The organism is Nocardia sp. PLKS1-43 (genome assembly GCF_059510335.1).
On record NZ_JCAJZQ010000010.1, the window covers coordinates 1 to 20,785 of the forward strand.

Sequence of the window (20,785 nt, forward strand, 5' to 3'; positions counted from 1 at the left end):
GCCGCCCAATCCCGGACGCACCGCGCGGAACGCCGCGGGCCGACTTCGCGGAACGGAATCACCCCGTCGGCGCAGCCCGGCCCGGCGTGCGCGCACCGCGCGGCGAAACGGCAACCGGTGATCTGCTCGCCCGAGGCCGGTGGCTGCCCGTCGATCGTCGCAAGCCTGCGCCGCGACCAGTCGCCCAGCGAGGCGACACGCAACAGGGCCTGCGTGTACGGGTGGCGCGGATCGCGCAGTACCTGCTCGGTCGGCCCGCTCTCGACGAGTTCGCCCGCGTACATCACCATGACGCGGTGACACGTCCGGGCGACCACCGCCAGGTCGTGCGTCACCAACAGCAGACTCAGCCGATGGCTGCGGCGCAGGCGCTCGAGCAGATCCAGGATTTCGGCCTGCACCATGGTATCCAGCGCGGTCGTCGCCTCGTCGGCGATCAGCAACTCCGGGCCGAGTGAGATCGCGATGGCGATGAGCACCCGCTGCAGCATGCCGCCCGAGAGCTGGAACGGGTACAGCCGGTGAACTCGCTCCGCGTCGTGGATACCCACCTCGCCCAGCAGTTCGTGGCTGCGGTCCCGGGCGGCGCGACGGGTCAGGCCGCCGCGCACGCGCAACTGCTCGGCGACCTGATACCCGATGGTGAGCGAGGGGTTCAGGTACGAGCCGGGGTCCTGGAAGACCGCGGCGATCCGGCTGCCGCGCAACCGCTTCCAGGTGGCGGGCCGGGCGCCGGTGAGTTCGACCTCGTCCGCGCCCTCGCCCAGCGTGACGGCGCCGCCCTCGATCGTCACCGCGGGCGGCAGCAGTCCGAGGACGGCGCGGCAGGTCAGCGTCTTACCGGACCCCGATTCGCCCACCAGGCCGACGGTCTCGCCCCGCCGGATCTCGAAGGAGACGTCCCGCAAGGCCCGGTGGCCGCCGCCGACACCGACATTCAGGCTCTCGACGCGCAGCACCGGCCGATCGGCGCCGGAGGTCGGATCATCGAACAGGGACACGGTCGAACTCCTCGGTGAGAAAGGCGGGATTCGCCGCGGCGATCACGCTCGGCGTCGGCCGGCCGCGGCCCAGCAGCCGGGTGAACAGTCCGCGCCGCACGCGCGGAGCCGCGGAACTCGCCTCGCGGACGCAGTCGGCCAGGATGTTGAGGGCGCCGACGGTGAGCATCATCAGCACGCCCGGGAACAGCGGCGCCCACGGTTGCAGTTCCAGATATCCGAGGTCCGAGGCCAGCATGCCGCCCCAGGTCGGGGACGGCGGCGTGACGCCGACGCCGAGGAAGGTGAGCGAGGCGATGATCAGCAGCGCGGCGCCGGTGGCCTGCGCCGCCGCCACCGCGACGTTCGGCAGCACCTTGCTCCACATGTGGGTGCGCAGGATCCACCAGGTGGACGCGCCCATCAGCTCGGCGGACTCGACGTACTGGGTGGTCCGCAGCCCCAGGGCTACCGCGCGGCTGATGCGGAAAAACGTTGGGGAGGAAAGGATTCCGACCGCGATCATGGCCTGGTTCATACCGTTCCCGAGGGTCGCGGCCACGGCGATCGTGAACACGGTGAACGGGAGCACGGTCAACGTCTCGGACATGCGCAGCGCGAACCACTCGCCGGCCCGACCCGCCCACACGGACCCGAGACCGACGGGCACGCCCAGGCACACTCCGACCAGGACCGCCTCCACCGCACCGACGACCGACAACCAGGTTCCGGACATCAGGCGGCTGAGCACGTCACGCCCGACATAGTCGGTGCCCAGCAGATGCGCGGCGCTGGGGCCGCGCAGGATATCCGGGGATTGGCGCAGGGCGTCGTACGGCGCGAGCGCGCTTCCGAAGACCGCGAGGAACAGCACCGCGGCGAGAATCAGCAGGCAGATCCGGGCGCTGCGAATCGAGACGAGTCTGCGCAGCGTCGTCATCGCCGGCCTCCTGATGCGGTGGCGCCGCGGCGCGCGGCCGGGTCGAGCACGATCTGCAGCGCACCGAGCGCCAAGGTGCCCAGCAGTACGACGGCCGAGGTGACCAGCAGCGTGCCGAGTACGACGGGCACGTCGCCGCGCTGGGCGGACTGCAACGCCAACTGGGCCACGCCGGGCAGGTTGAACAGCTTCTCGGTCATCACCGCGCCACCCATGATCAACGGCAGGGCGGTGGTCACGACGGCGAGCGCCGGCGCGACGGCATTGCGCAGCACGTGGCCGAAAAGCACACGGGCCCTGCTGTATCCGCGCATGCGAGCGCCGATGGCGTAGTTCTCCGACTGCGCGGTCACCAGGGAGGTGCGCAACTGGCGCGCGATGTTCGCGGCCACTTCGAGTGCCAGGGCGAGAGCGGGCAACGTGGCGTAGCGCAGCCAGTGCAGCGGGTCGATCGCATAGGGCGAGTAGCCGCCGGCCGGGAAGATGCGGGCCTTCACCGCGAGCAGCACGATCAGCGCGATGCCGATGACGAAGGGGGGCATCGTGGCCAGCACCGAGCACAGCACGGTGACGATCCGATCGACCGGCCCGCCGGGTCGCACGGCAGCGGCGATACCGAAGCCGAAGCCCAGGACCAGCGCGAGCAGCAGCGCGTAGAGCGCGATCGAGAGGTCCACGGGAAACGCCAGCCGAACCGACCGGGCGACCGGGACCGTGGTGAACCACGACTGCCCGAGATCGCCGTGCAGCGCGGCCCACACCCAGTCGAGATACCGCACGGCGAGCGGCCGGTCGAGTCCGAACCGGTGGTTCAGCCGCGCGATGTCGTCCGGCGTCGCGGTCTCGCCGAGCACCACCGCGGCCGGGTTGTTCTTGCTGAGCGCACCCAGCGCGAAGGTGATCAGCGACGCGAGCACGAGCACGGTCGCGGACGTGAGCAGCAAGCGGGCGAACCGGCGCACCGGGACCGCCGGCGATCCCATGGACGCGCGCCGCGGCGTGACCGCCGAAAGATTCTGCACCGCAGTCACTTCCGTCATGCGGGCACTCCTTCCCAGCGCAGCAGACTCGGATGCTGTTTCAGCGGCGCAAGCGATTTGCGCCGGGCGAGAATGCTCGGGACCTCGTACAGAAAGGTGTTGGGGAAGCGGGTGACCGCGATCCGCGTCGCCTCCTGCAAGGTCGCGGCGTAGGAGGGCGCGTCGGTGGGAGTTGCCGCGACCTTCGCCAGCTGCGCGGTCAGCTCCGGGTCGCCCGAGCGCGCCGGGTTCATCAGCCCGGTGGAGCTGAACAGCACCTGGAACGCCTGCACCGGCGACTCCCGGCCGGCGAATCCGTCGTAGCCCAGGGCCTTGGCGCGGTTCAGGTAGACGATCTGGGTCCACTGCGACGTCGGCACCGGGTCGATGGTGAGGTGGATGCCGATCTCCGCGAGCTGGGCCTGGATCTGTTCCACCGCGGCCGGAATCGGCGCCGACGCCGACAGCGTGGAGCGCACACCGCCGGACAATCCGGCATCGGCGAGAATCTTGCGCGCCCTGGCCGGGTCGTAGCCGAACGCATCCTTCAGCGCCGCGCTGAAACCGACGTAGCCCTCGGGGAAGGGCTGGTAGACCACGTCGCCGATGCCGAAGTTGGCGATCTTCCTGATCGCCTCGCGGTCGATGCCGTACTTCAACGCCTCGACGACCGCGGGATTGTCGAACGGCGGCTTCGAGGTGTTGACGTCGAGTACGGCGACGTACATCGAGTCGAGCACCTGCACCTCGAGGCCGCTGGCCTGGGCCGCCTTGATTCCCGAGGGCGGAATCTTCGCCACGTCGTACTGCCCCGAGGCCACCGATGCGACGACGGTCGCCGGATCGGCGGCCGGGTACAGCAGGAACCGCGTGATCCCGATCTGGTCCGCGAGGTGGTAATGCTCGTTCTTGCGCAGTTCCGCGTGGTCGTTGTCGACGTACGAGACGAGCGTGAACGGTCCCGATCCGGCGGGCCGGGTCGCGAGGGCATGCGCGTTCTTCTCGAACACCGCGGGATTGACCACCATGCCCGTCTTGCCCGCGAGCAGCAGCGGGTACTGGTAGTTGGTCTTGGCCAGCTCGATGACGACATCGCGGTCTCCCTGCGCCGCAACGCTTTTCAGGTCGGCGATCTGCGGAGCGATGAGGGAGCCCGGCGCGGATCGCCCGCGTTGGATGGACTTGGCCACGGCCGCGGCGTCCAGCGGCGAGCCGTCGGAGAACTTCAGCCCGGGACGGAGCGTGAAGGTGACCCGGGTGCCGTCCTCGTTGTAGGCCCAGCTCTCGGCGAGCCAGCCGACCGCGTTGCCGTCGCCGTCCAGCGCGGTCAGGGCATCGTAGGCGAGCGCGAGCATCGTGACGTCGGAGCCGGCCGAGGAGGTCACCGGGTCCCAGGTGGTCGGCAGCTGCCAGGCCCACGAGACGGTGCCCGGACCTCCGCCGCTCACCGAACCGGCGCCCGCATCACTGCAGGCCCCGAGGGCGAAGAGGGCGCCGGCGCCGAGACCGAGCCGGAGCATCGCCCGGCGGCCGACGGTGACGGGAGCGGAGCGGCCGGTCCGCTGAACGCTGAGAGACATGGACGAAGCTGGTTCCTTCTCGGAGAGCGGCACGGTCATCCGGCCCGGCCGGCCGCCGCGCTGTAGCGGTTCGGCGGAATCGGCAGGCCGAGGTGGCCGCGCAGGGTTTGCGAGGTGTACTCCGCGCGGAACACGCCGCGCTCCTGGAGAATCGGCACGACCTCCTCGACGATCCGGCGGAAGTTGGCCGGGTGGTCGATGGCGATGTTGAAGCCGTCACACGCGCGCGCCCGCCACCATTCGACGAGCTTGTCCGCGACCGTCGCCGGGGAGCCGACGAACTCGCTCTTGCGTCGCTCGCGGGTGGCCTCCACCGTCTGCCGCAGTGTCCATCCGTTGCGCTGGGCTCGCTCGGTGATCGCCTTGGCCTGGGTGTAGAAGGAGCGTTCGCCGTGCACCAGCGCCTCGGCGGGAAACGGCGCGTCGAGGTCGTAGCGGGTGAAATCGTGCCACCCGAAGGGGCGCCCGAACTCCTCGAGCGCCGCGGTGAAGGTGTGGTCCGCCGCGTGATTCGCGGCCTCGATCTCCCGCGCCTCGGCGTCGGTGTCGCCCACCACGACCTTGACGCCGGGCAGGATCAGCACATGGTCGGGATCGCGGCCGAACCGCTTCGCCCGGCTCTTGATGTCGTCGTAGAACGCCCGGCCCGAAGGGATGTCGGCGGCGTGTGTGAAGATGCCCTCGCCGATCCGCGCCCCCAGGTCCCGGCCCTGGTCGGAGTCGCCCGCCTGGAAGATCACCGGATGCCCCTGCCGGGAGCGGACCAGGTTGAGCGGCCCCTGCACGCGGAAGAACCTGCCGTCGTGGTCCAGCCGGTGCTGTTTGCCGCGGTCGAGGAACCGCCCGCTCGCCCGGTCCCGCACGAAGGCGTCGTCCTCGTACGAATCCCACAGTGCCCGAGCGAGTTCGACGTATTCCAGGGCCCGCCCGTAGCGCGTGTCGTAGTCGTAGTGCTCATCGAGCCCGTAGTTGCGCGCGGTGCCCGCGTCACCGGTGGTGACGACGTTCCATCCCGCGCGACCGCGCGAGATGAGGTCGAGGGAGCCGAGCCTGCGGGTCAGGTTGAACGGGCTGTTGAAGCTCGTCGTCGCCGTCCCGACCAGGCCGATCCGGCTCGTGCGCACCGCCAGCGCGCTCAGCAGCGTCAACGGCTCGAGCCGATTGAGGTAGTGCGGCGGCGAATACGGCGTGATGAACTGGCTGTCGACGATGAACACCAGATCGAACAGCCCGCGCTCGGCCAGGCACGCCATCTCCGTGAACCAGTCGATGTCGACGCTCGCGTCGCCGGGGATGTCCGGGTCCAGCCAGAGAGTATGACTGCCCGGGCCGCCCGTTCCGTAGGGAACGGCTCCCAGATGAATCTGCCGTCTGTTTCGCACGCCGCTCCGTCCAACGATTTCCTGCCACATCGAAATTACGGGAATTCGTACCGCCCATCCAACGAGCATTCGTGATGAGAACCATCATGATTCGTAATATGAGTGCATAATCGTAGGAATCATGCAAAAGAATCTCGACATCGCTCCGTTACGGAGCTTGGTAGCAATCGCGGATTGCGGCGGCTTCCAGCGCGCGGCGACCCATCTGCACCTGACCCAGGGCGCGGTCAGTCAGCACGTGCGCCGGCTGGAGGACGCGGTGGGCCGGCAACTGTTGCAGCGCCACGGCCGCAGCTCACGGTTCACCGCCGACGGCGACGAACTCCTCGCCGTCGCGCGGCGGATCCTCGAGTTGCACGACGACGCGCTGCGCGGCTTCGGCACGCGGGCGGCCGGCACCATCACCATCGGCTCGACCGAACACGCCGCCGCCCAGCTGTTGCCGGCCCTCGCCACCGCGATCGAGCGCGCCGCGCCACAGTTCTCGTTCCGGTTCCGCATCGACCGCGGCGCTGCTCTGCGCGACGGCCTCGCGAGCCGCCGGATCGACCTCGCACTGCTGCTGAACTGCGATGATCCTACCGCGATCCGCGTCGGAGAACTCGAGCTGACCTGGTACTCGGCACCGGGCTGGCAGCTGCCGCCCCGCCCGCATCCGGTGCCGATCGTCGCCTTCGACAGTCCCTGCGCACTGCGCAGCCGCGCCCTCGAGACTCTGTCCGCGGTCGATCTCCCGGCCTCGATCCGCGCCGAGGCCCCGCAACTGGGCGGCGTGCACGCGGCCGTCGCGACCGGCGTCGGAGTGGCCCTGCTCGCCACGCTCGGACAGACGCCCGACGGGCTGGTCCCGCGCTCCGACCTCCCCGCCGCGAAGCCGTTGCTGTTGTCCGTCGGCGCTCGACCGGGACTGCCCGCGGCGACCGCGAAGATCGCCGCGGACGCACTGCGCCCGCTGCTTTCCCCGCATCTGCGGCTGGCCGCGGGAGCCTGATTTCCGGCCCGCCGGCCATCGATACGATCAGGACGATTCGAATTATTCCGTTTCCTCGGACGAGGATTTCCGAGGGCTGATCAATTCTTTGAAATCATCGAGATTCTATTTGTTCCGCAGCGCTGGAATTACTGCTCGGTTCGGCCGGAATTGATTCTCTCGGCCCCGCCTCACGGCGCGTGCGGTCCGCGCAGGGCCGTGTACCACAGCGTGGCGACCGAGGCGATGGCTTCGACGTCGTCGCGGGGACCGCCGACCGCGTCGGCGTCCAAGCCTACCCAGAGATAGCAGGAGTGCTCGAGCATCGCCGACAGGTTGGAGGCGGTCGCTTCGGGATCGAGGTCGGCGGAGGGTCCAATCGCCCTACCCCACAAGGTAATTCGGCATCGAGAGCGAGCCGCGCACAGCGCCGGTCGCTCGATTCAGCGTCGGATCGACCGGATGGTAATTTTCTTCAGATGCGATCGGATGCGGGAGGTGACGGGCGAACCGGGAAGCGCGTGACCACCGCGGGCACCAAGGGCGTCCCCCGGGCCGAACGCGAGGCCCAGATCCTCGACGTGGCGGCCGTGGAGATCGCCCGGGTGGGATACGCGGGCCTGTCACCCGCAACCGTGGCCGCGGCGGCCGGGGTGTCGAAACCGTTGGTGTACGGCTACTTCGGCTCCAAGGACGGCCTCTACGTCGCCTGCGTGGAGCGTGCGGCGACGGTGCTGGGCGACGCGATCGACGAATCCTTCGCCGGTCCGGCCTCGCTCGACATGGCCGAGCGCACGCTCGTGGCGATCTTCACCGCGCTCGAACCGCGCCCGCACGACTGGAAGGTCGTCTACGACCAATCGCATCCCGATCACGGCCCCGCGGCCGAGGCCGCCCTGGCCGCTCGCGGACGCATTGCCGCACAGGCCGACCGGGGCGTGGCCGCATTCCTGTCGGGCCACGGCCTCACCGATCCGCAGGATATGTCCGCCCTGGTCGCCGTGTGGACCGGCCTGGTCGCCGCCCTGGTCGACTGGTGGCTGAGTCATCCGGAGCAGAGCGCCGAGGCCATGATCGCGCGCAGCGGCCGGCTCTTCGCCGCGATCCGCTGAGCCACCGGACCGCCCCGGGGGTGTCACGATCCGGCGAATCTGTTGCCATCGAATTGACGAATTGGTAACTTACGAATTGGTCAATTCGAGGAGTCGTGATGTTCCCGCAGGTCTGGCACCAGATCAATACGCCGCTGCTGTACGCGGTTCCGGTCTTCATCCTGTGCGTCGCCGTGGAGGCGCTGACGTTGCGCGATCGCGACGAGACGACCGGCTACGAGCCCCGGGACACGCGCACCAGCGTCAGCATGGGGATGGGGTCGCTGGTCTCGTCGGCACTGTTCAAGGCCGCGACGCTGGTGCTGTTCGTCTTCCTCTGGACCTACCTCGCGCCCTGGCATGTTCCGGCCCACACCTGGTGGAGCTGGGTGCTGCTGACGGTGGTCCTCGATCTGGCCTACTACGCCAACCACCGCTTCTCCCATCGCGTGCGGATCGGGTGGGCCGCACACCAGGCCCACCATTCGAGCGAGTACTTCAACTTCGGAACGGCGTTGCGGCAGAAGTGGAATCCGTGGTCCGAGGCGATCTTCTGGGCGCCGTTGCCGCTACTGGGTTTCGCACCCTGGACGATCTACATCGCGTTCACGGTCAACCTGATCTACCAGTTCTTCGTGCACACCGAGACGGTCGGAAAGCTCTGGCGGCCGGTGGAATTCGTGTTCAACACGCCATCCCACCATCGCGTGCACCACGGCAGCGACCCGCAGTACCTGGACAAGAACTACGGCGGGATCCTGATCGTCTGGGACCGGCTGTTCGGGAGCTTCGAACCCGAAACCCATCGCCCCACTTATGGTCTCACCAAACCTGTAGGCACTTACAATCTGCTGGCGCTGCAATATCGCGAGTACGGCAACATCATTCGCGATGTCCGCGCCGCGAAGAGCCTGCGCGACCGGCTCGGCTACATCTTCGCCCCACCCGGCTGGCTGCCGGAACACCTGCGCGAGCAGACTGCGTAACTGGCGAAAACTTCTGGCAGACAAGGCATCTCATAGGCCGTGTTCATCCGCCGGACAGGATCGGGCCTTCGGTGGTGACATTCGGCAGACGGCCCATCTCCGCGAATGCGCGCTGATCGTGGGCCGGTACGACGATCAGGTCGGGTATGCGCTGCATGATCGACACCATGCGCAGGATGTTCTGCCGGTTCCCCTCGGCATCGAAGTCGCCCAGTCGCCGGATCGGCAACGGCCGCTCCACCCGCCGGCTGAGCCCCTCGCGCTGCCACACCAGATCGCCCACCAGGGCATAGCGCACCTGCTTCGGCAGGGTCACGAAGACGATCACGCTGCCCGGGGTGTGTCCGGGGGCCGGAACGCACACGATCGAGCCGTCGCCGTAGACGTCGTGGTGCCGGGGAAACCCGAGGTAAGGCCCGCCCTCGAAGTGCAGATCCCGCCAGTTGAACGGGAATTCGCGGAAGGACCCGCGGAAATTGCCGAACATGTCGTCGCGGTGGAACGCGGCCCGGTCGCGCGGGGAGATCAGCACCGGCAGGCCGGGGAAATCGGGGATTCCGCTCATGTGGTCCCAATGCGCGTGGGTCAGCAGGATCCCGGACAGGCGATCGAAATCGTAACCGGCGCCGCGTAATTGGTCCGCCGCGGGCTTCCAGACATCGTATCGGGTCAGCATTCGAAAGAGCCGGGGCATGGTGGCCAGCTGCGCCGCGATATCGCGTCCGAATCCGGAGTCGATCAGCAGATCGCCCCGCGGATGCTTGACGAGTGCGGCACCGATGTAGAAATCGCGCCGCTCGAGGACGGACCCACCGGCGTAGGCATACGCGGCATTTCGGTGGTTCACCCCGGTCGGCACGGCGACGAGATCCATCTCGGCCGGTGGGTCCGCGATCGGAACCGGGATCGAATCGGGCAGTGGCGCGGGCATGGGCAGTTGTTTCACGACTTATTTCTCCTCTCGGAGTCCGGTGGCGTTCGCGGGAACGTCGAAGGCGGCCAGCGTCAGCGAGACGCCGGTGAACCAGCCCATCAGGACGGTGACATCGACGATGCCCGCGACGCCGATCGCGGCCACGGCCCGGCGGTACGTGCCGGTAGGAACGACGCGGGCCTGCACCAGGATCGAAGCCAGCTCGTAGACGACCTGCCGGCGCGGGTCGTCGAACGAGGTCGGAAGTCCGCCGATGAGGGCCTCGACCTGCCGCGGCTCCAGACCACCCAGCTGCACGCCGATCTTCTCGTGTTCGTAATTCGCGTAGGCACTGAGCCAGCGCCCGGTGACGACAGTGGTGACGATCTCGATCTCCGCCTTCGACAGCGACGAACTCTGCTGGAAGTACGCCCCGGTCGGCACGATCGCCTCGGCCAGCGCCGGGTTGGCCAGCCAGATCTTGTGCGGGCCGGGAACCATGCCCCGCAACCGCAGCGTGTACTCGTACGCGGCGCGCATATCCGGCGGCATGTCGTCGACCGGTGTTTCGCTGTAGCGGCCGAAGGTGCCGAAATCGGCCGGATCGGGGGAACCGTGGAACATTTCATACCCCTTTCTAGAAAGAGGACGGATATCCGCTTTTTTTCGACGCTATGCTCGTACCGGCCGTATGTCAACAGGTGAGGAAGAGCGGACCGATGCCACGGGTGAGCCAGCAGTACAAGGACGACCAGCGCGCCGAGATCCTGGCGGCGGCGCGAAAGTGCTTCCTGAACAATGGTTTTCACCGCACCTCCATGCAGGACGTATTCACCGAGGCCGGCAGGTCGGCGGGCGCGGTCTACCGGTACTTCCCGAAGAAGCAGGACATGATCATCGGCGTCGCGGTGCAGAACCTCGACGATGTCGCCGACGTCCTGCACACCGCGCTGAACAGCGGCAGCGCCGAGCGCGGCGTCGGCGGCGTGCTGGCCGAACTGCTCGAGGCGGTCGCCGAGCGCCACCGCGACCGGCAACTCGCCGCCATGGCGCTGATGGTCTGGTCCGAGTCCCTGCGCAATCCCGCACTGGCCGAACGGCTCTCGGCTGCGATACGCACCATGACCCAGGACATGGCCGCCCTGATCCGCGATCGGCAGCGAGCCGGAACCTGGACCGGCGTGCCCGCAGACGTTGTCGCACAGGCGATCCTGTCCATCCTTCCGGGGTTCCTGCTCAATCTGGCTCTCGGTGGCCCGGACGCGGTGACGGACTTCTCCGACGCCATCCACGTGCTGTTCCCGGACTGAGCCGACGCGAACGTATCGTCACAGGGTCACGTTGCCGGATTCGCGAAAGCCGGGCTGCGCGCGTCGATCCGAATGGCCGAGCACTCCGGTCACGATCGGTCCGCGAGTTCGGATGCGGTGCGCGACTGGGTTTCCCGGGTTACCGGCCGCGAACGCACTACGCCGCTGGGGCGAGTCATTCGGGCCACCGGCCGAGCAGAAGATGCACTCGCGCCTGTGCGGCGCGGACGACGCCCGGCGCATCTGGGAGATCTCGGAAGCGCTGGCCGGCTTCGGCTTTCCCGCCGGGCGCACCCCGGGCACCGGCCTGACACGGTCCACAGGACGTGTCGCAGGCCGGGCCTCGGTTCGGGAAGGACACTCAGGCGAAACCGCGGAATACCGCCCCGTCACCCGCGTGCTGCGCGGCGGCGGCGTAGTCCTCGATGGTGATATTTCCGTTGTCCACGTTGCCGATCGCTTCGCCCAACTCGGAGGCGGCGACCCGGACGGTGGCTCCGCGCTGATCCTCGAACAGGTCCAGAAACAGAATCGGATGTTCCGAACTCGTCATGGTCTCGCGGTCCGCGAGCATCACGAACGTGTGGTCGGTGTCCTCCAGGCTCTCCAGTGCGAGCAGCTGTTCGACGGTGATGTCGCGATTGGCGGGATCGTCGAGTATCTCGACGTCCTGTTCGATGCTCACATCGAACGCCGCCCTTGCGGAGGCATCGATCGCCGACCGGCAGGCCTCCCACGCCTGCTGATCGGAGAAGTCCGTGCGAATGAGGACCGCCTTCGCGGTCTCGGGCAGAACAAACACTGGCGCAGTACCTCTCGGGTATCAGAAAAAACGGGCTCGAGGCCACAACCGTACTAGTCCGCACGGGGGAATCGGACGATCCGCACCGGGTAAGCGCCTCACCCGAATCGGATGATCGACAATCCGCCGACCACGCGGCAGTAGGCCGCGAGCCGGTCGGTTCGGGCACCTCGAACAGGCCCGCGCGACCGAAGCCGGTTTCATCTCGACTCGAGATAACTTCGCGCCGCGCCGGCACACGGCCGGCAATCCGCGCCGCACCCGCAGGTCCGGCGGTCACGGCACCCGCTGGAAGGTGTCGGCATTGGTCGTCACCGCGTGCGGCCAGGGCAGCGTCATCCGCTGCGCGGGCTCCCCCGGGCGCGGGGGTTTCACGGCGGAGTCGGCGACCACGTGCCACACCGTCTCCAATCGCCCCTCGCGCAGCAGCCCGGTGAACGACGCGATCGTCTCGACGTGCTCATCCGATCGGGCGAAGGCGAAATTCAGGCAGGTGCCCGTGTGGATGCCGCTGATTTCGGCCTCCGCGCCCGCGAAACCGCTGTCCTGCAGAGCGGTTCGGAAGGTGCCCCGAATACGCCCTCCGGAATCGTCGACAATCGTCAGAATCGAACCGTATTGATTGCGCCATCGCCCGATCCAGGTGCGCTCGCCGCTTTCGGTCATACATTCAGGATGGCCGCCCCGCGGGGTGCGCCGAAAGCGGCGAAATCGACACCGACAAGGATTATCCTGCCACCGTGAATCGACGTCATCGTGTCGCCGCGGTGGTCATACCGCCGCAGTCGACGTTCGAGCTCGCCTGTGTGGCAGAGGTTTTCGGTATCGAACATCCCGGCGTGCCGAACCGCTACTCGTTCGAGGTCTGCGCGGAGAGTCCCGGCGCGCTGCCCACCAAGGCGGGATACCGGATGCTCGTCGACCACGGTCTGGGCGCGCTCCGCACGGCGGATTCGATTTTCGTGACCGGCTGGCCGGACCGGGATGAACAGCCGTCGCCGGCGCTCACGCGCGCCCTGTCCGAGGCGCATCGCCGTGGCGCGCGGATCGTCGGCATCTGTTCGGGCACTTTCGCGCTCGCGGCCATCGGATTACTCGACGGCCGGGAGGCGACCACGCACTGGCGGATGGCCGAGGAACTCGGCGAACGGTACCCGCGAGTGCGGGTGCGTCCGCACGCTCTGTACGTGAACCACGGCGACGTCGCGACCAGCGCCGGTACCGGCGCGGCCATCGATCTGGCCCTGGAATTGGTCCGCTGCGATTTCGGCGCGGCACACGCGGCCGATATCGCGCGGCATATGGTGCTGCCGCCGCACCGGGAGGGCGGCCAGCGCCAGTACACCCGGACTCCCCCGCGCCGCCGCACCCCCGAACCCGATACCCTCGCCCCCGCCCTGTCCTGGATCGAGGACAATCTGCATCGCCCGATCGCGGTCGACGAACTCGCCACCCGGTGCGCGGTCTCCCCGCGAACCCTGGCCCGCCTGTTCGACCGGCACCTGGGCACGACCCCGGGAAAATGGTTGCTGCGCCGCAGGATTCACCACGCCTGCGCCCTGCTCGAACGCACCGACGCGACCGTCGCCGCCGTCGGCGCGGCCACCGGCTTTCCCGACCCGTCGAATTTCCGCCGCCGATTCGCCGACGAGGTCGGCACCACACCCAGCGACTACCGCCGCACCTTCGCCCAACCCGCCCGGCACTGAAGAGGATTTTCGCGAAATCTCCCCGGACCTCGGTCACAGCGCCGCCGCCCCGGCCGGCCGATCGGCATCGGGGAACTTGCGGCGCGAGCACATCTGTCGATGGGGTGACATCTGTGCCGACGCCTGGCACGTCGAACCGGCCGGCCGTCGTGCGTATGTATCGAATCGTTCCCGGCGGCGACGACCCTGCCTCGTCGTCGAACGGGGTCACCGAAACGACCGGCCGGAATCTCCGCGCGGATGCGGCGCAGATCGGGAGCCGCGGCGGTGATGCGGTCACGGTCCCCGGCGGCACCGGAAGATCCAGCTCCATCGATACGACAGCAGCCAGCCCCGTCGGAAACCTCTGTGACAGTGGTTGTTCCGGCGGGGCTGCGAGCGTGACCGCGACTACCGGACGGGCAGCGTGGCCGCCTCGTCGTAACCCAGCTCCAGGTCGTGATGGATGCGCTCACCCGTCACCCGGACGCTGCTGGCCACCGAGGGATAACCGCGGGTGACCACGGCATAGCGGCCCTCGGGCAGGTCGGGGACCAGGTAGCGGCCGCTCTCGTCGGTGCGAGCGGTGGCGACCAGTTCGCCGGTCTCGTCCAGCACGGTCACCTGGGCATCGGGAACGACGCGGTCACCGGCCTGCACCGCACCGGCCAGGGTCGCGGTCGGGGCGAGGTCGACATCGTGCCGCAGCACGCCGCTCTCGGGCACGACTACCGTGCTCGCGGCGGGACGCGCGTGCTCGGCCACGACGACCACGGTGTGCGTACCCGGCGTGACACCGCAGCCGTACGTGCCGTCCGCACCGGTGACCGCGGCCCCGACCACCTCACCGTGCGCATTGGTCAACGTCACCGTCGCACCGGCCACCGGCCGGGCATCCGGGCCGCGAACGACTCCGGTCAGCTCGCCCGAACCCGGCAGCGTGACGGTCAGCAGATGCGGTCGCGCGCCCACGGCGACGCCGACCGCGACCGGCCGGTGCCCGTGCGCCGAGGTGATCAGCACGTAGTTGCCCGGCGCGGGCGCGGCGACCAGAAAGCCGCCGTCCGCATCGCTGGCGACCCGCGAAACCTGTTGTCCGCGCGGGTCGATCAAGGTCAGCGCGGCACCGGGCACCGGCCGGCCCCCGGCGTGGCGCACATGGCCCACGACCGACGGGCCGCTGGCCGCGTCGAGTTCGGCGGCCGAGATCGACCGCGCGACAGCGGAGTCCGCGGCACCGGCAGCGCCGGGCAGCGGAGCGACGTCCACAATCCGCTGCGCCGGAACGAGTTCCGCTTCCGCGGCCGAATGCGCGAGCTCCACCGATCCCACCGGCCGCGCCCGGCCGGACGGAACGAATACGCTCACCACCGCCGCCGCGGCGGAAACCCCGCCCAGGAACCAGAAGACGTTGGCATATCCCGAATCGGCCGGAAGCCCGTGTGCCGCATGCGCGCCCGAGGTCAGGATGACCGAGGAGATCGCACTGCCGATCGCGCCGCCGACGGTCCGGACATTGGCGTTCATCCCGGTTGCCGCGCCGGTCTGCGCGGGCGGCACCGCGGCGACGATGATGGCGGGCATCGAGGAGAACGCCATGCCGATGCCGATTCCCAGCAACGCCGCGGCCAGGTAGATCTCCCAGCTCTGATCGTGCCCGAGCGCCAGCAGGAAGAAGGCGGGCGCGGTGATCACGGTGCCCAGCAACACGATCGCCTTGGAACCCAGCCGCGCGGCCAGCGGGCCGATGGCCAGTCCGATGACGAACATCGCCACCGACAACGGCAGCAGGTACAGGCCGGATTGCGTGATACTCGCGCTGAGGCCGTAGCCGGCAACGGATTTCGGCGTCTGCAGCAGCTGCGGCAGGAACGTCATCATCGCGTACATCGCGGCGCCGGTCAGCACCGCGACGATATTGGTCGTCCACACCGCCGGGATCCGCATCGTGGTCATATCGATCAGCGGTGTCTCGGAACGGATCTCGACCACGACCCACGCCACCGCGCAGATCACCGTCAGGGCGAACAGGCCCAGGGTGATGCCCGACCCCCAGCCCCACGACGGCCCCTTGCTCACCGCGAGCAGCAGCGCGACCAACCAGGCGGACAGCAGAATCGCAGCGCCCCAATTGATCCGGCCCGGACTGCGCACCGGCGACTCGGGCACGAACAGCACCGCGGCCACAGCGGCCACCGCCGTCATGATCATCGGAATCCAGAACAGCCAGTGGTAGTTCAGGTGATCGACGATCGGACCGGCCAGGACCAGCCCGATTCCGGAGCCGACGGCGATCAGCGAGGAGGCGATGCCCACCGCGCCGTTCAACTTGGCTATCGGGAACTCGTCGCGAATGATGCCGAACGCCAACGGGATCACGCCGCCGCCCAGCCCCTGGATCACCCGGGCGACGATCATCACGCTCACCGAATCGGTGAGCGCCGCGATGAGCGAGCCGACGGTGAGCCCGACCAGCGTGACGACGAGCATCCGCTCCTTGCCGACCTTGTCGCCGATCCGGCCGAGAATCGGCGTGGCCACCGAGGCCGAGAGCAGGTAACCGGTCATCAGCCAGGTCGCGGTGTTCTGCGTGGTGTGCAAGGCCGGAATCAACAACGAGAACACCGGCACGACCATCGACTGAAGCATCGCGTACGCGGCGATTCCGAGCAGCAGCACCGCGAAGACGACGTTGTAGTGCGGGCGAGTCTTCACTAGCGCCATGAGATGTGATGTCCTCCCCGGAGAGCGTAAGCGGAGGAATTCTCCGTTTAGACAACGGTAACAGAAACCCCGCTGAACTCTCCCTATGAGAATTGTGATCTGCGCCTCGGGAGGAGGACATACCGCTCGACGATGCGTCCGCGCCTCCGCCACTACTTGGAGCGTCTTGCGGCACAGATCAATTCCCGGTATGCGCGAATTCCCATCCATGGGGGCACCGGGCGCCCGCCGGCGGATGTGAAACACCGATTGCCGCAGGGCTCGGCCCGAATCGTGTCGTGACCCGCCGTTCCCGTGATGATCCGGGCGCCCGCGAGTTCGGCTAACCGGTCGACACCGGCGCGGCGGTGCTGGTTGAATGCCCGTGTCCGCTCGACCGAGCGTACGTCGGCGGGTTACTGCATACTGCGACGCGAGTCGCGACAGCGCATCTCAGCCGAGTGCCCAAAGAACCTCCGGGGGTTGACACATGACAGATCCGAAATCGCTCGACCGACCCGTCCGCCGAGTCCGGCGGACCACCGCGAAGACGGTGAGCGCGGCGGTCGTGGCGGGCGCACTGCTCGGCGCGCTCGTCACCGGCTGCAGCTCGAACTCCTCCTCGTCCTCCTCCGCCTCGAGCACCGCGTCCGCGCCGCCGCCCAGCCAGCTCCCGGACGGCGCGCAGCTGATCTCCGAATCGGCCAAGACCACCGAAACCCTGCATTCGGTCCACCTGGACATCAAGGTCAGCGACATCCCGAACCTGCCGGTCGACACCATCTCCGCCGATGTCACCAACCAGCCCTCGGGGCAGGCGATCGGCGAGGCGAACATCCGCCTCAAGGAAGGCGACCAGTTCACCAAGACCAAATTCCTGGCGGTGGACAAGAAGATCTACGTCTCCGGCGACGGCACCAAGTACGTTCCGGTCGGCGATACCCAGAAGGTCTACGACCCGGGCGTCATCCTGGACAAGGACAAGGGCATCGCGAACGTCATCGCACACGTGAAGGATGCGAAAGCCGAAGCGCGCGAGACGATCAACGGCGTCAACACCGTCAAGGTCTCCGGCACCATCGACCCCACCGTGATCGATCCGGTCGTGCCGAAGATCGGCGACAAGGTCCAGGGCAGCCTGCCGATCACCCTGTGGATCACCGATGTCGCGCCGCCGAAGTCCTCGGCCGCGGCGACCACCCTGCCCTCGTCGGCCGCATCCCCGGGCACCGGCCCGAATCTGGTGCAGGCCCAGGTGACCAAGGACAAGGGCAACGCGAAGATCGACCTGTCCAACTGGGCCAAGCCCGTCACCGTGACCAAGCCGGCCGGCTGATCCGCCGAAGCCGGCGGTTCGGATCCGCGAGCCGGTCCGGGATCGCGTGACGGCGGCACCGTGCTGCCGTACGCCTTCCTGGACCGGCTCGAATATCGTTCCGCCCCAGCCGAATCGCAGGCTCGCGGTGAGTGCCGGCGGTGTTCCGCGCCCGAATCCCGGCCCCGGAACGCGATCTCGCCCCGCTTAAGGGATTATTCAGTCAAATACAAGGCGCCGCGCGGAATCTGAACGTCGACGACGCTCGAACGCGACGCCTGCCGCAGCACCTGATCGGCAGCACGGCCTCGACGGGCCGATCAGACATGGAGGTAAGAGAGATGACCGACCGCCCGGAAGTGCAGGAGCGGGAGTTCAGCCGACCTCCCATTCCCGACGGACCTCCGCCGGTCTCCAATGTCTGGATCTACAACGGCAAAGCTTACGATCTGAGCGATTGGATTTCCAAGCATCCCGGGGGAGAATTCTTCATCGGCCGGACGAAGAATCGTGACATCACCTCCATCATCGGCTCCTATCATCGCGAACCCGAGCGGATCGCGCGGATGCTCGAGCGGTACTCACTGGACCGCCAGGCCCTGCCCGAGGATGTCCACCCGAAGAACAACGCCCCGGACTTCCTGTTCACCGAGGGTTTCGACAGCTGGACCGATACCCCGAAGTACCGTTTCGACGACGAGAACGACCTGCTGCACAAGATCAAGGCGCGCCTGCGCGAACCGAAACTCGCCGCCCGCCTGGATCGAATGGACAAGCTGTTCAACATCGTCGCGATCGTGCTGACCATCGCCTATTTCGCGGTGGAGGGCCTGCGCCTGTTCGAGCGCAGTTGGGTGCCGCTGCCGGTGTTCGTCGTCGCGATGGTGTTGCTGCGCAGTTCCCTGGCCGGTTTCGGCCACTACGGAATCCACCGGGCCCAGAAGGGGCTCAACAAGATATTCACCAACGCGTTCGATTTCAATTATGTGGCTTTGTCTTTCGTGACCGCGGACGGCCACGCGCTGCTGCACCATCCGCACACCCAGAGTGAAGTCGACATCAAGAAGAACGTCTTCACCATGATGATGCGCATACCGCGGACCTATCGGATCCCGGTGCACACCGTGCACAAGTTCGGGCACACCGTCACCGGGATGACGATCCGCCTGCTGGACGTGTGCCGCCTGACCCGCAAGGTCGGCGTCAAGGACATGTACGGCACCTGGGGCGGCGCGCTGCCGCATTTCATCGGCTCCTTCGCGGTGCGATTCCTGCTGTTGGGCGAACTCGTCGCCTTCGCGGTGGCGGGCGATTTCTGGGCCTGGGCACTGCAATTCGTGATCACGCTGTGGATCAGCACCTTCCTGGTCGTGGCGAGCCACGACTTCGAGGAGGAGGTCGGCGAACTGCCCGAGGCCGATACCGAGGACTGGGCGGTCAACCAGCTCGAACAGGCCTACGACCTGACCGTGGTCGGCAACCGCTACCTCGACTGCTTCCTGTCCGCGGGACTGAGCTCGCACCGCGTGCATCACGTATTGCCGTTCCAGCGCAGCGGATTCGCCAATATCGCCACCGAGGACGTGGTGCGCGAGGAGGCGGCGAAATTCGGCGTCGAATGGCTTCCGGCGAAGAGTTTCTTCACCGACCGTTTCCCGAAGCAGTGCCGCACCTATCTGCTCGCCCCCTCACGCGATGCGCAGGAACGCGATTGGGGATTCGTCCGCGAGCATCTCGCACCGGGCGCGCTCAAGACCTGCGCGGTCTACATGGTGCAGGGATTCACCGGAATCGGAACGGTGTAAACAGGTTTCGCAATCACCGCGCCACGATTCCGGCGTGTGGATGTTTCATCAGAAGGGGAGAATTCGTGAGCTATACCACGTTCGATGCGGGGGGCGCTCGCCCGGACGGAGCGATCCGGCCCGAGGCAGCCGGTGAGCACGGCCTGGCCCAGTTGCCGCCCGCGCCGCCGACCACGGTGGGCGTCATCGAATCCATCGCCACCGGCGCCCCCGGCCGGGTCATGGACCAGGCCGCCTCCGCCGAGCAGGTGGCCGCGCTGTTCGCCGATCCCGCCCAGCGAGCGCGCATTCCGCGGATCTACGCCAAGACGATGGTGCGCACCCGGCAGCTCGCGGTCGACCCGCTCGACCCGGAATTCCTCGAATTCAGCCGCGAACCCGCGACCATTCGCGATCGGATGAATCTGTTCTTCCGGCACGCGGTTCCGCTCGCGGTCGAGGTCGCCGGACGCGCGGTGGCGGGCCTGGACGACCCGGCCGAGGAGATCGGGCAGCTGATCTTCGCCACCAGCACCGGCCTCATCGCGCCCGGTGTGGACGTCGCGGTCGTCAAACAGCTGGGCCTGTCCCCCACCGTGGGCCGGGTGATGGTGAATTTCATGGGCTGCGCCGCGGCCATGAACGCCGTGCGCACCGCCGTGGATTACGTTCGCGCGCATCCGGACAAGAAGTCGCTGGTGATCTGCCTCGAGCTGAGCTCGGTCAACGCCGTGTTCGACGACGATATCAACGACGTGATCACGCACAGCCTGTTCGGCGACGGCTGCGGCGCGGTCGTCATCGGGGCGGGTCAGGTGCATCAGCCTCTCGCGCCCGGACGGGTGGTGATACGGGACAGCTTCAGCCATCTGCTGGACGACGCCGAGGACGGCATCGTGCTGGGCGTCAACCATCACGGCATCACCTGCGAGCTGTCCGAACAGCTGCCGCGCTACATCTATACCGGAGTCGATCCGGTCATCGGAAAGATGCTCGAGCGCAACGGGTTACGGAAATCCGATGTCGACCTGTGGGCCATCCACCCGGGTGGGCCGAAGATCATCGAGGAGTCCGCGCGGTCCCTGGGCATCCCGGCCGAACAGGCCGCACCGAGCTGGGATGTGCTAGCCCGGTACGGAAATATGCTCAGCGTCTCGCTGATCTTCGTCCTCGAGGAGATGGTCCGGGCCGGTTCCGCGAAGCCGATATCCACCGGCGTCGCCTTCTCCTTCGCGCCCGGAGTCACCCTCGAGGGGATGATCTTCGACATCATCCGCCGCTAGTGCGCCGCGACCCCGCCCGAGTCCTCGGACTGCCCGAGC

General features: G+C 67.8%; 19 protein-coding genes. 8 read left to right on the plus strand and 11 right to left on the minus strand.

Features of this window, described 5'->3' with window-relative positions:
- The 5 genes from AC5WS7_RS28970 to AC5WS7_RS28990 form a co-directional block, all read right to left on the minus strand.
- A partial coding sequence (locus AC5WS7_RS28970; protein WP_495957775.1) for an ABC transporter ATP-binding protein occupies positions 1–1,001 on the minus strand: 1,001 nt, incomplete at its 3' end.
- On the minus strand, positions 985–1,920 hold the full coding sequence (locus AC5WS7_RS28975; protein ID WP_495957776.1) for an ABC transporter permease: 936 nt from the start codon (positions 1,918–1,920) through the stop codon (positions 985–987). The genes AC5WS7_RS28975 and AC5WS7_RS28970, both read right to left, overlap by 17 nt.
- Complete coding sequence (locus AC5WS7_RS28980) at positions 1,917–2,960, minus strand: ABC transporter permease (protein ID WP_495957777.1); 1,044 nt, start codon at positions 2,958–2,960, stop codon at positions 1,917–1,919. Before AC5WS7_RS28980 ends, AC5WS7_RS28975 begins: the two co-directional genes overlap by 4 nt.
- A complete protein-coding gene (locus tag AC5WS7_RS28985; RefSeq protein WP_495957778.1) occupies positions 2,957–4,519 on the minus strand; it encodes an ABC transporter substrate-binding protein in 1,563 nt (520 codons plus the stop codon). Before AC5WS7_RS28985 ends, AC5WS7_RS28980 begins: the two co-directional genes overlap by 4 nt.
- 35 nt (positions 4,520–4,554) lie before the next feature.
- A complete protein-coding gene (locus AC5WS7_RS28990; protein ID WP_495957779.1) occupies positions 4,555–5,901 on the minus strand; it encodes an LLM class flavin-dependent oxidoreductase in 1,347 nt (448 codons plus the stop codon).
- 121 nt (positions 5,902–6,022) lie between these two features.
- On the opposite strand from AC5WS7_RS28990, the gene AC5WS7_RS28995 reads away from it, so the two are divergent.
- Positions 6,023–6,892, plus strand: coding sequence for a LysR family transcriptional regulator (locus tag AC5WS7_RS28995; protein ID WP_495957780.1), 870 nt, complete (start codon positions 6,023–6,025; stop codon positions 6,890–6,892).
- A 170-nt stretch (positions 6,893–7,062) separates the two neighbouring features.
- On the opposite strand, the gene AC5WS7_RS29000 is transcribed toward AC5WS7_RS28995, so the two are convergent.
- Complete coding sequence (locus AC5WS7_RS29000; RefSeq protein WP_495957781.1) at positions 7,063–7,197, minus strand: hypothetical protein; 135 nt, start codon at positions 7,195–7,197, stop codon at positions 7,063–7,065.
- Between the two features lie 153 nt (positions 7,198–7,350).
- Here AC5WS7_RS29000 and AC5WS7_RS29005 point away from each other — a divergent pair, with 153 nt between their 5' ends.
- Positions 7,351–7,983 carry a TetR/AcrR family transcriptional regulator gene (locus AC5WS7_RS29005; protein WP_495957782.1) on the plus strand — a complete coding sequence of 211 codons (633 nt, stop codon included), beginning with the start codon at positions 7,351–7,353 and terminating at the stop codon, positions 7,981–7,983.
- Between the two features lie 98 nt (positions 7,984–8,081).
- Positions 8,082–8,948 carry a sterol desaturase family protein gene (locus AC5WS7_RS29010; RefSeq protein WP_495957783.1) on the plus strand — a complete coding sequence of 289 codons (867 nt, stop codon included), beginning with the start codon at positions 8,082–8,084 and terminating at the stop codon, positions 8,946–8,948.
- A gap of 43 nt (positions 8,949–8,991) precedes the next feature.
- Here the strand turns inward: AC5WS7_RS29010 and AC5WS7_RS29015 are convergent, their stop codons facing one another.
- Together AC5WS7_RS29015 and AC5WS7_RS29020 are read right to left on the minus strand one after the other, a co-directional pair.
- The gene (locus tag AC5WS7_RS29015) at positions 8,992–9,894 is read right to left on the minus strand and encodes an MBL fold metallo-hydrolase (RefSeq protein ID WP_495957784.1); all 903 of its coding nucleotides are present in this window, start codon (positions 9,892–9,894) and stop codon (positions 8,992–8,994) included.
- 3 nt (positions 9,895–9,897) lie between these two features.
- On the minus strand, positions 9,898–10,485 hold the full coding sequence (locus AC5WS7_RS29020) for a carboxymuconolactone decarboxylase family protein (protein ID WP_495957785.1): 588 nt from the start codon (positions 10,483–10,485) through the stop codon (positions 9,898–9,900).
- 95 nt (positions 10,486–10,580) lie between these two features.
- On the opposite strand from AC5WS7_RS29020, the gene AC5WS7_RS29025 reads away from it, so the two are divergent.
- Positions 10,581–11,171, plus strand: a complete 591-nt coding sequence (locus tag AC5WS7_RS29025; RefSeq protein ID WP_495957786.1) for a TetR/AcrR family transcriptional regulator — start codon at positions 10,581–10,583, stop codon at positions 11,169–11,171.
- Between the two features lie 361 nt (positions 11,172–11,532).
- On the opposite strand, the gene AC5WS7_RS29030 is transcribed toward AC5WS7_RS29025, so the two are convergent.
- Both AC5WS7_RS29030 and AC5WS7_RS29035 read right to left on the minus strand, forming a co-directional pair.
- Positions 11,533–11,973, minus strand: a complete 441-nt coding sequence (locus AC5WS7_RS29030) for a DUF6924 domain-containing protein (protein ID WP_495957787.1) — start codon at positions 11,971–11,973, stop codon at positions 11,533–11,535.
- A gap of 276 nt (positions 11,974–12,249) precedes the next feature.
- Positions 12,250–12,639 carry an avidin/streptavidin family protein gene (locus AC5WS7_RS29035; RefSeq protein ID WP_495957788.1) on the minus strand — a complete coding sequence of 130 codons (390 nt, stop codon included), beginning with the start codon at positions 12,637–12,639 and terminating at the stop codon, positions 12,250–12,252.
- Between the two features lie 74 nt (positions 12,640–12,713).
- On the opposite strand from AC5WS7_RS29035, the gene AC5WS7_RS29040 reads away from it, so the two are divergent.
- Entirely contained in the window at positions 12,714–13,682 is a 969-nt protein-coding gene (locus AC5WS7_RS29040) for a GlxA family transcriptional regulator (protein WP_495957789.1), read from the plus strand.
- A 390-nt stretch (positions 13,683–14,072) separates the two neighbouring features.
- Here AC5WS7_RS29040 and AC5WS7_RS29045 read toward each other — a convergent pair whose 3' ends face one another.
- The gene (locus tag AC5WS7_RS29045; RefSeq protein WP_495957790.1) at positions 14,073–16,385 is read right to left on the minus strand and encodes an MFS transporter; all 2,313 of its coding nucleotides are present in this window, start codon (positions 16,383–16,385) and stop codon (positions 14,073–14,075) included.
- Between the two features lie 469 nt (positions 16,386–16,854).
- Between AC5WS7_RS29045 and AC5WS7_RS29050 the strand changes: the two genes are divergently transcribed.
- The 3 genes from AC5WS7_RS29050 (at position 16,855) to AC5WS7_RS29060 (ending at position 20,746) form a co-directional block, all read left to right on the plus strand.
- Positions 16,855–17,700: an LppX_LprAFG lipoprotein gene (locus AC5WS7_RS29050; RefSeq protein ID WP_495957791.1), complete on the plus strand. Its 846-nt coding sequence runs from the start codon at positions 16,855–16,857 to the stop codon at positions 17,698–17,700.
- A 320-nt stretch (positions 17,701–18,020) separates the two neighbouring features.
- Complete coding sequence (locus tag AC5WS7_RS29055) at positions 18,021–19,484, plus strand: fatty acid desaturase (RefSeq protein WP_495957792.1); 1,464 nt, start codon at positions 18,021–18,023, stop codon at positions 19,482–19,484.
- 113 nt (positions 19,485–19,597) lie between these two features.
- Positions 19,598–20,746, plus strand: a complete 1,149-nt coding sequence (locus tag AC5WS7_RS29060) for a type III polyketide synthase (protein ID WP_495957977.1) — start codon at positions 19,598–19,600, stop codon at positions 20,744–20,746.
- Positions 20,747–20,785: the final 39 nt, after the last annotated feature.

Bases quoted from the DNA above. Each gene is read 5' to 3' on its own strand.
- AC5WS7_RS28985 (WP_495957778.1), bottom strand. From the start codon at position 4,519: ATGTCTCTCAGCGTTCAGCGGACCGGCCGCTCCGCTCCCGTCACCGTC.
- AC5WS7_RS28980 (WP_495957777.1), bottom strand. From the start codon at position 2,960: ATGACGGAAGTGACTGCGGTGCAGAATCTTTCGGCGGTCACGCCGCGG.
- AC5WS7_RS29055 (WP_495957792.1), top strand. From the start codon at position 18,021: ATGACCGACCGCCCGGAAGTGCAGGAGCGGGAGTTCAGCCGACCTCCC.
- AC5WS7_RS29035 (WP_495957788.1), bottom strand. From the start codon at position 12,639: ATGACCGAAAGCGGCGAGCGCACCTGGATCGGGCGATGGCGCAATCAA.
- AC5WS7_RS28975 (WP_495957776.1), bottom strand. From the start codon at position 1,920: ATGACGACGCTGCGCAGACTCGTCTCGATTCGCAGCGCCCGGATCTGC.
- AC5WS7_RS29010 (WP_495957783.1), top strand. From the start codon at position 8,082: ATGTTCCCGCAGGTCTGGCACCAGATCAATACGCCGCTGCTGTACGCG.
- AC5WS7_RS29000 (WP_495957781.1), bottom strand. From the start codon at position 7,197: ATGCTCGAGCACTCCTGCTATCTCTGGGTAGGCTTGGACGCCGACGCG.
- AC5WS7_RS29020 (WP_495957785.1), bottom strand. From the start codon at position 10,485: ATGTTCCACGGTTCCCCCGATCCGGCCGATTTCGGCACCTTCGGCCGC.
- AC5WS7_RS29050 (WP_495957791.1), top strand. From the start codon at position 16,855: ATGACAGATCCGAAATCGCTCGACCGACCCGTCCGCCGAGTCCGGCGG.
- AC5WS7_RS29025 (WP_495957786.1), top strand. From the start codon at position 10,581: ATGCCACGGGTGAGCCAGCAGTACAAGGACGACCAGCGCGCCGAGATC.
- AC5WS7_RS29045 (WP_495957790.1), bottom strand. From the start codon at position 16,385: ATGGCGCTAGTGAAGACTCGCCCGCACTACAACGTCGTCTTCGCGGTG.
- AC5WS7_RS28995 (WP_495957780.1), top strand. From the start codon at position 6,023: ATGCAAAAGAATCTCGACATCGCTCCGTTACGGAGCTTGGTAGCAATC.
- AC5WS7_RS29005 (WP_495957782.1), top strand. From the start codon at position 7,351: ATGCGATCGGATGCGGGAGGTGACGGGCGAACCGGGAAGCGCGTGACC.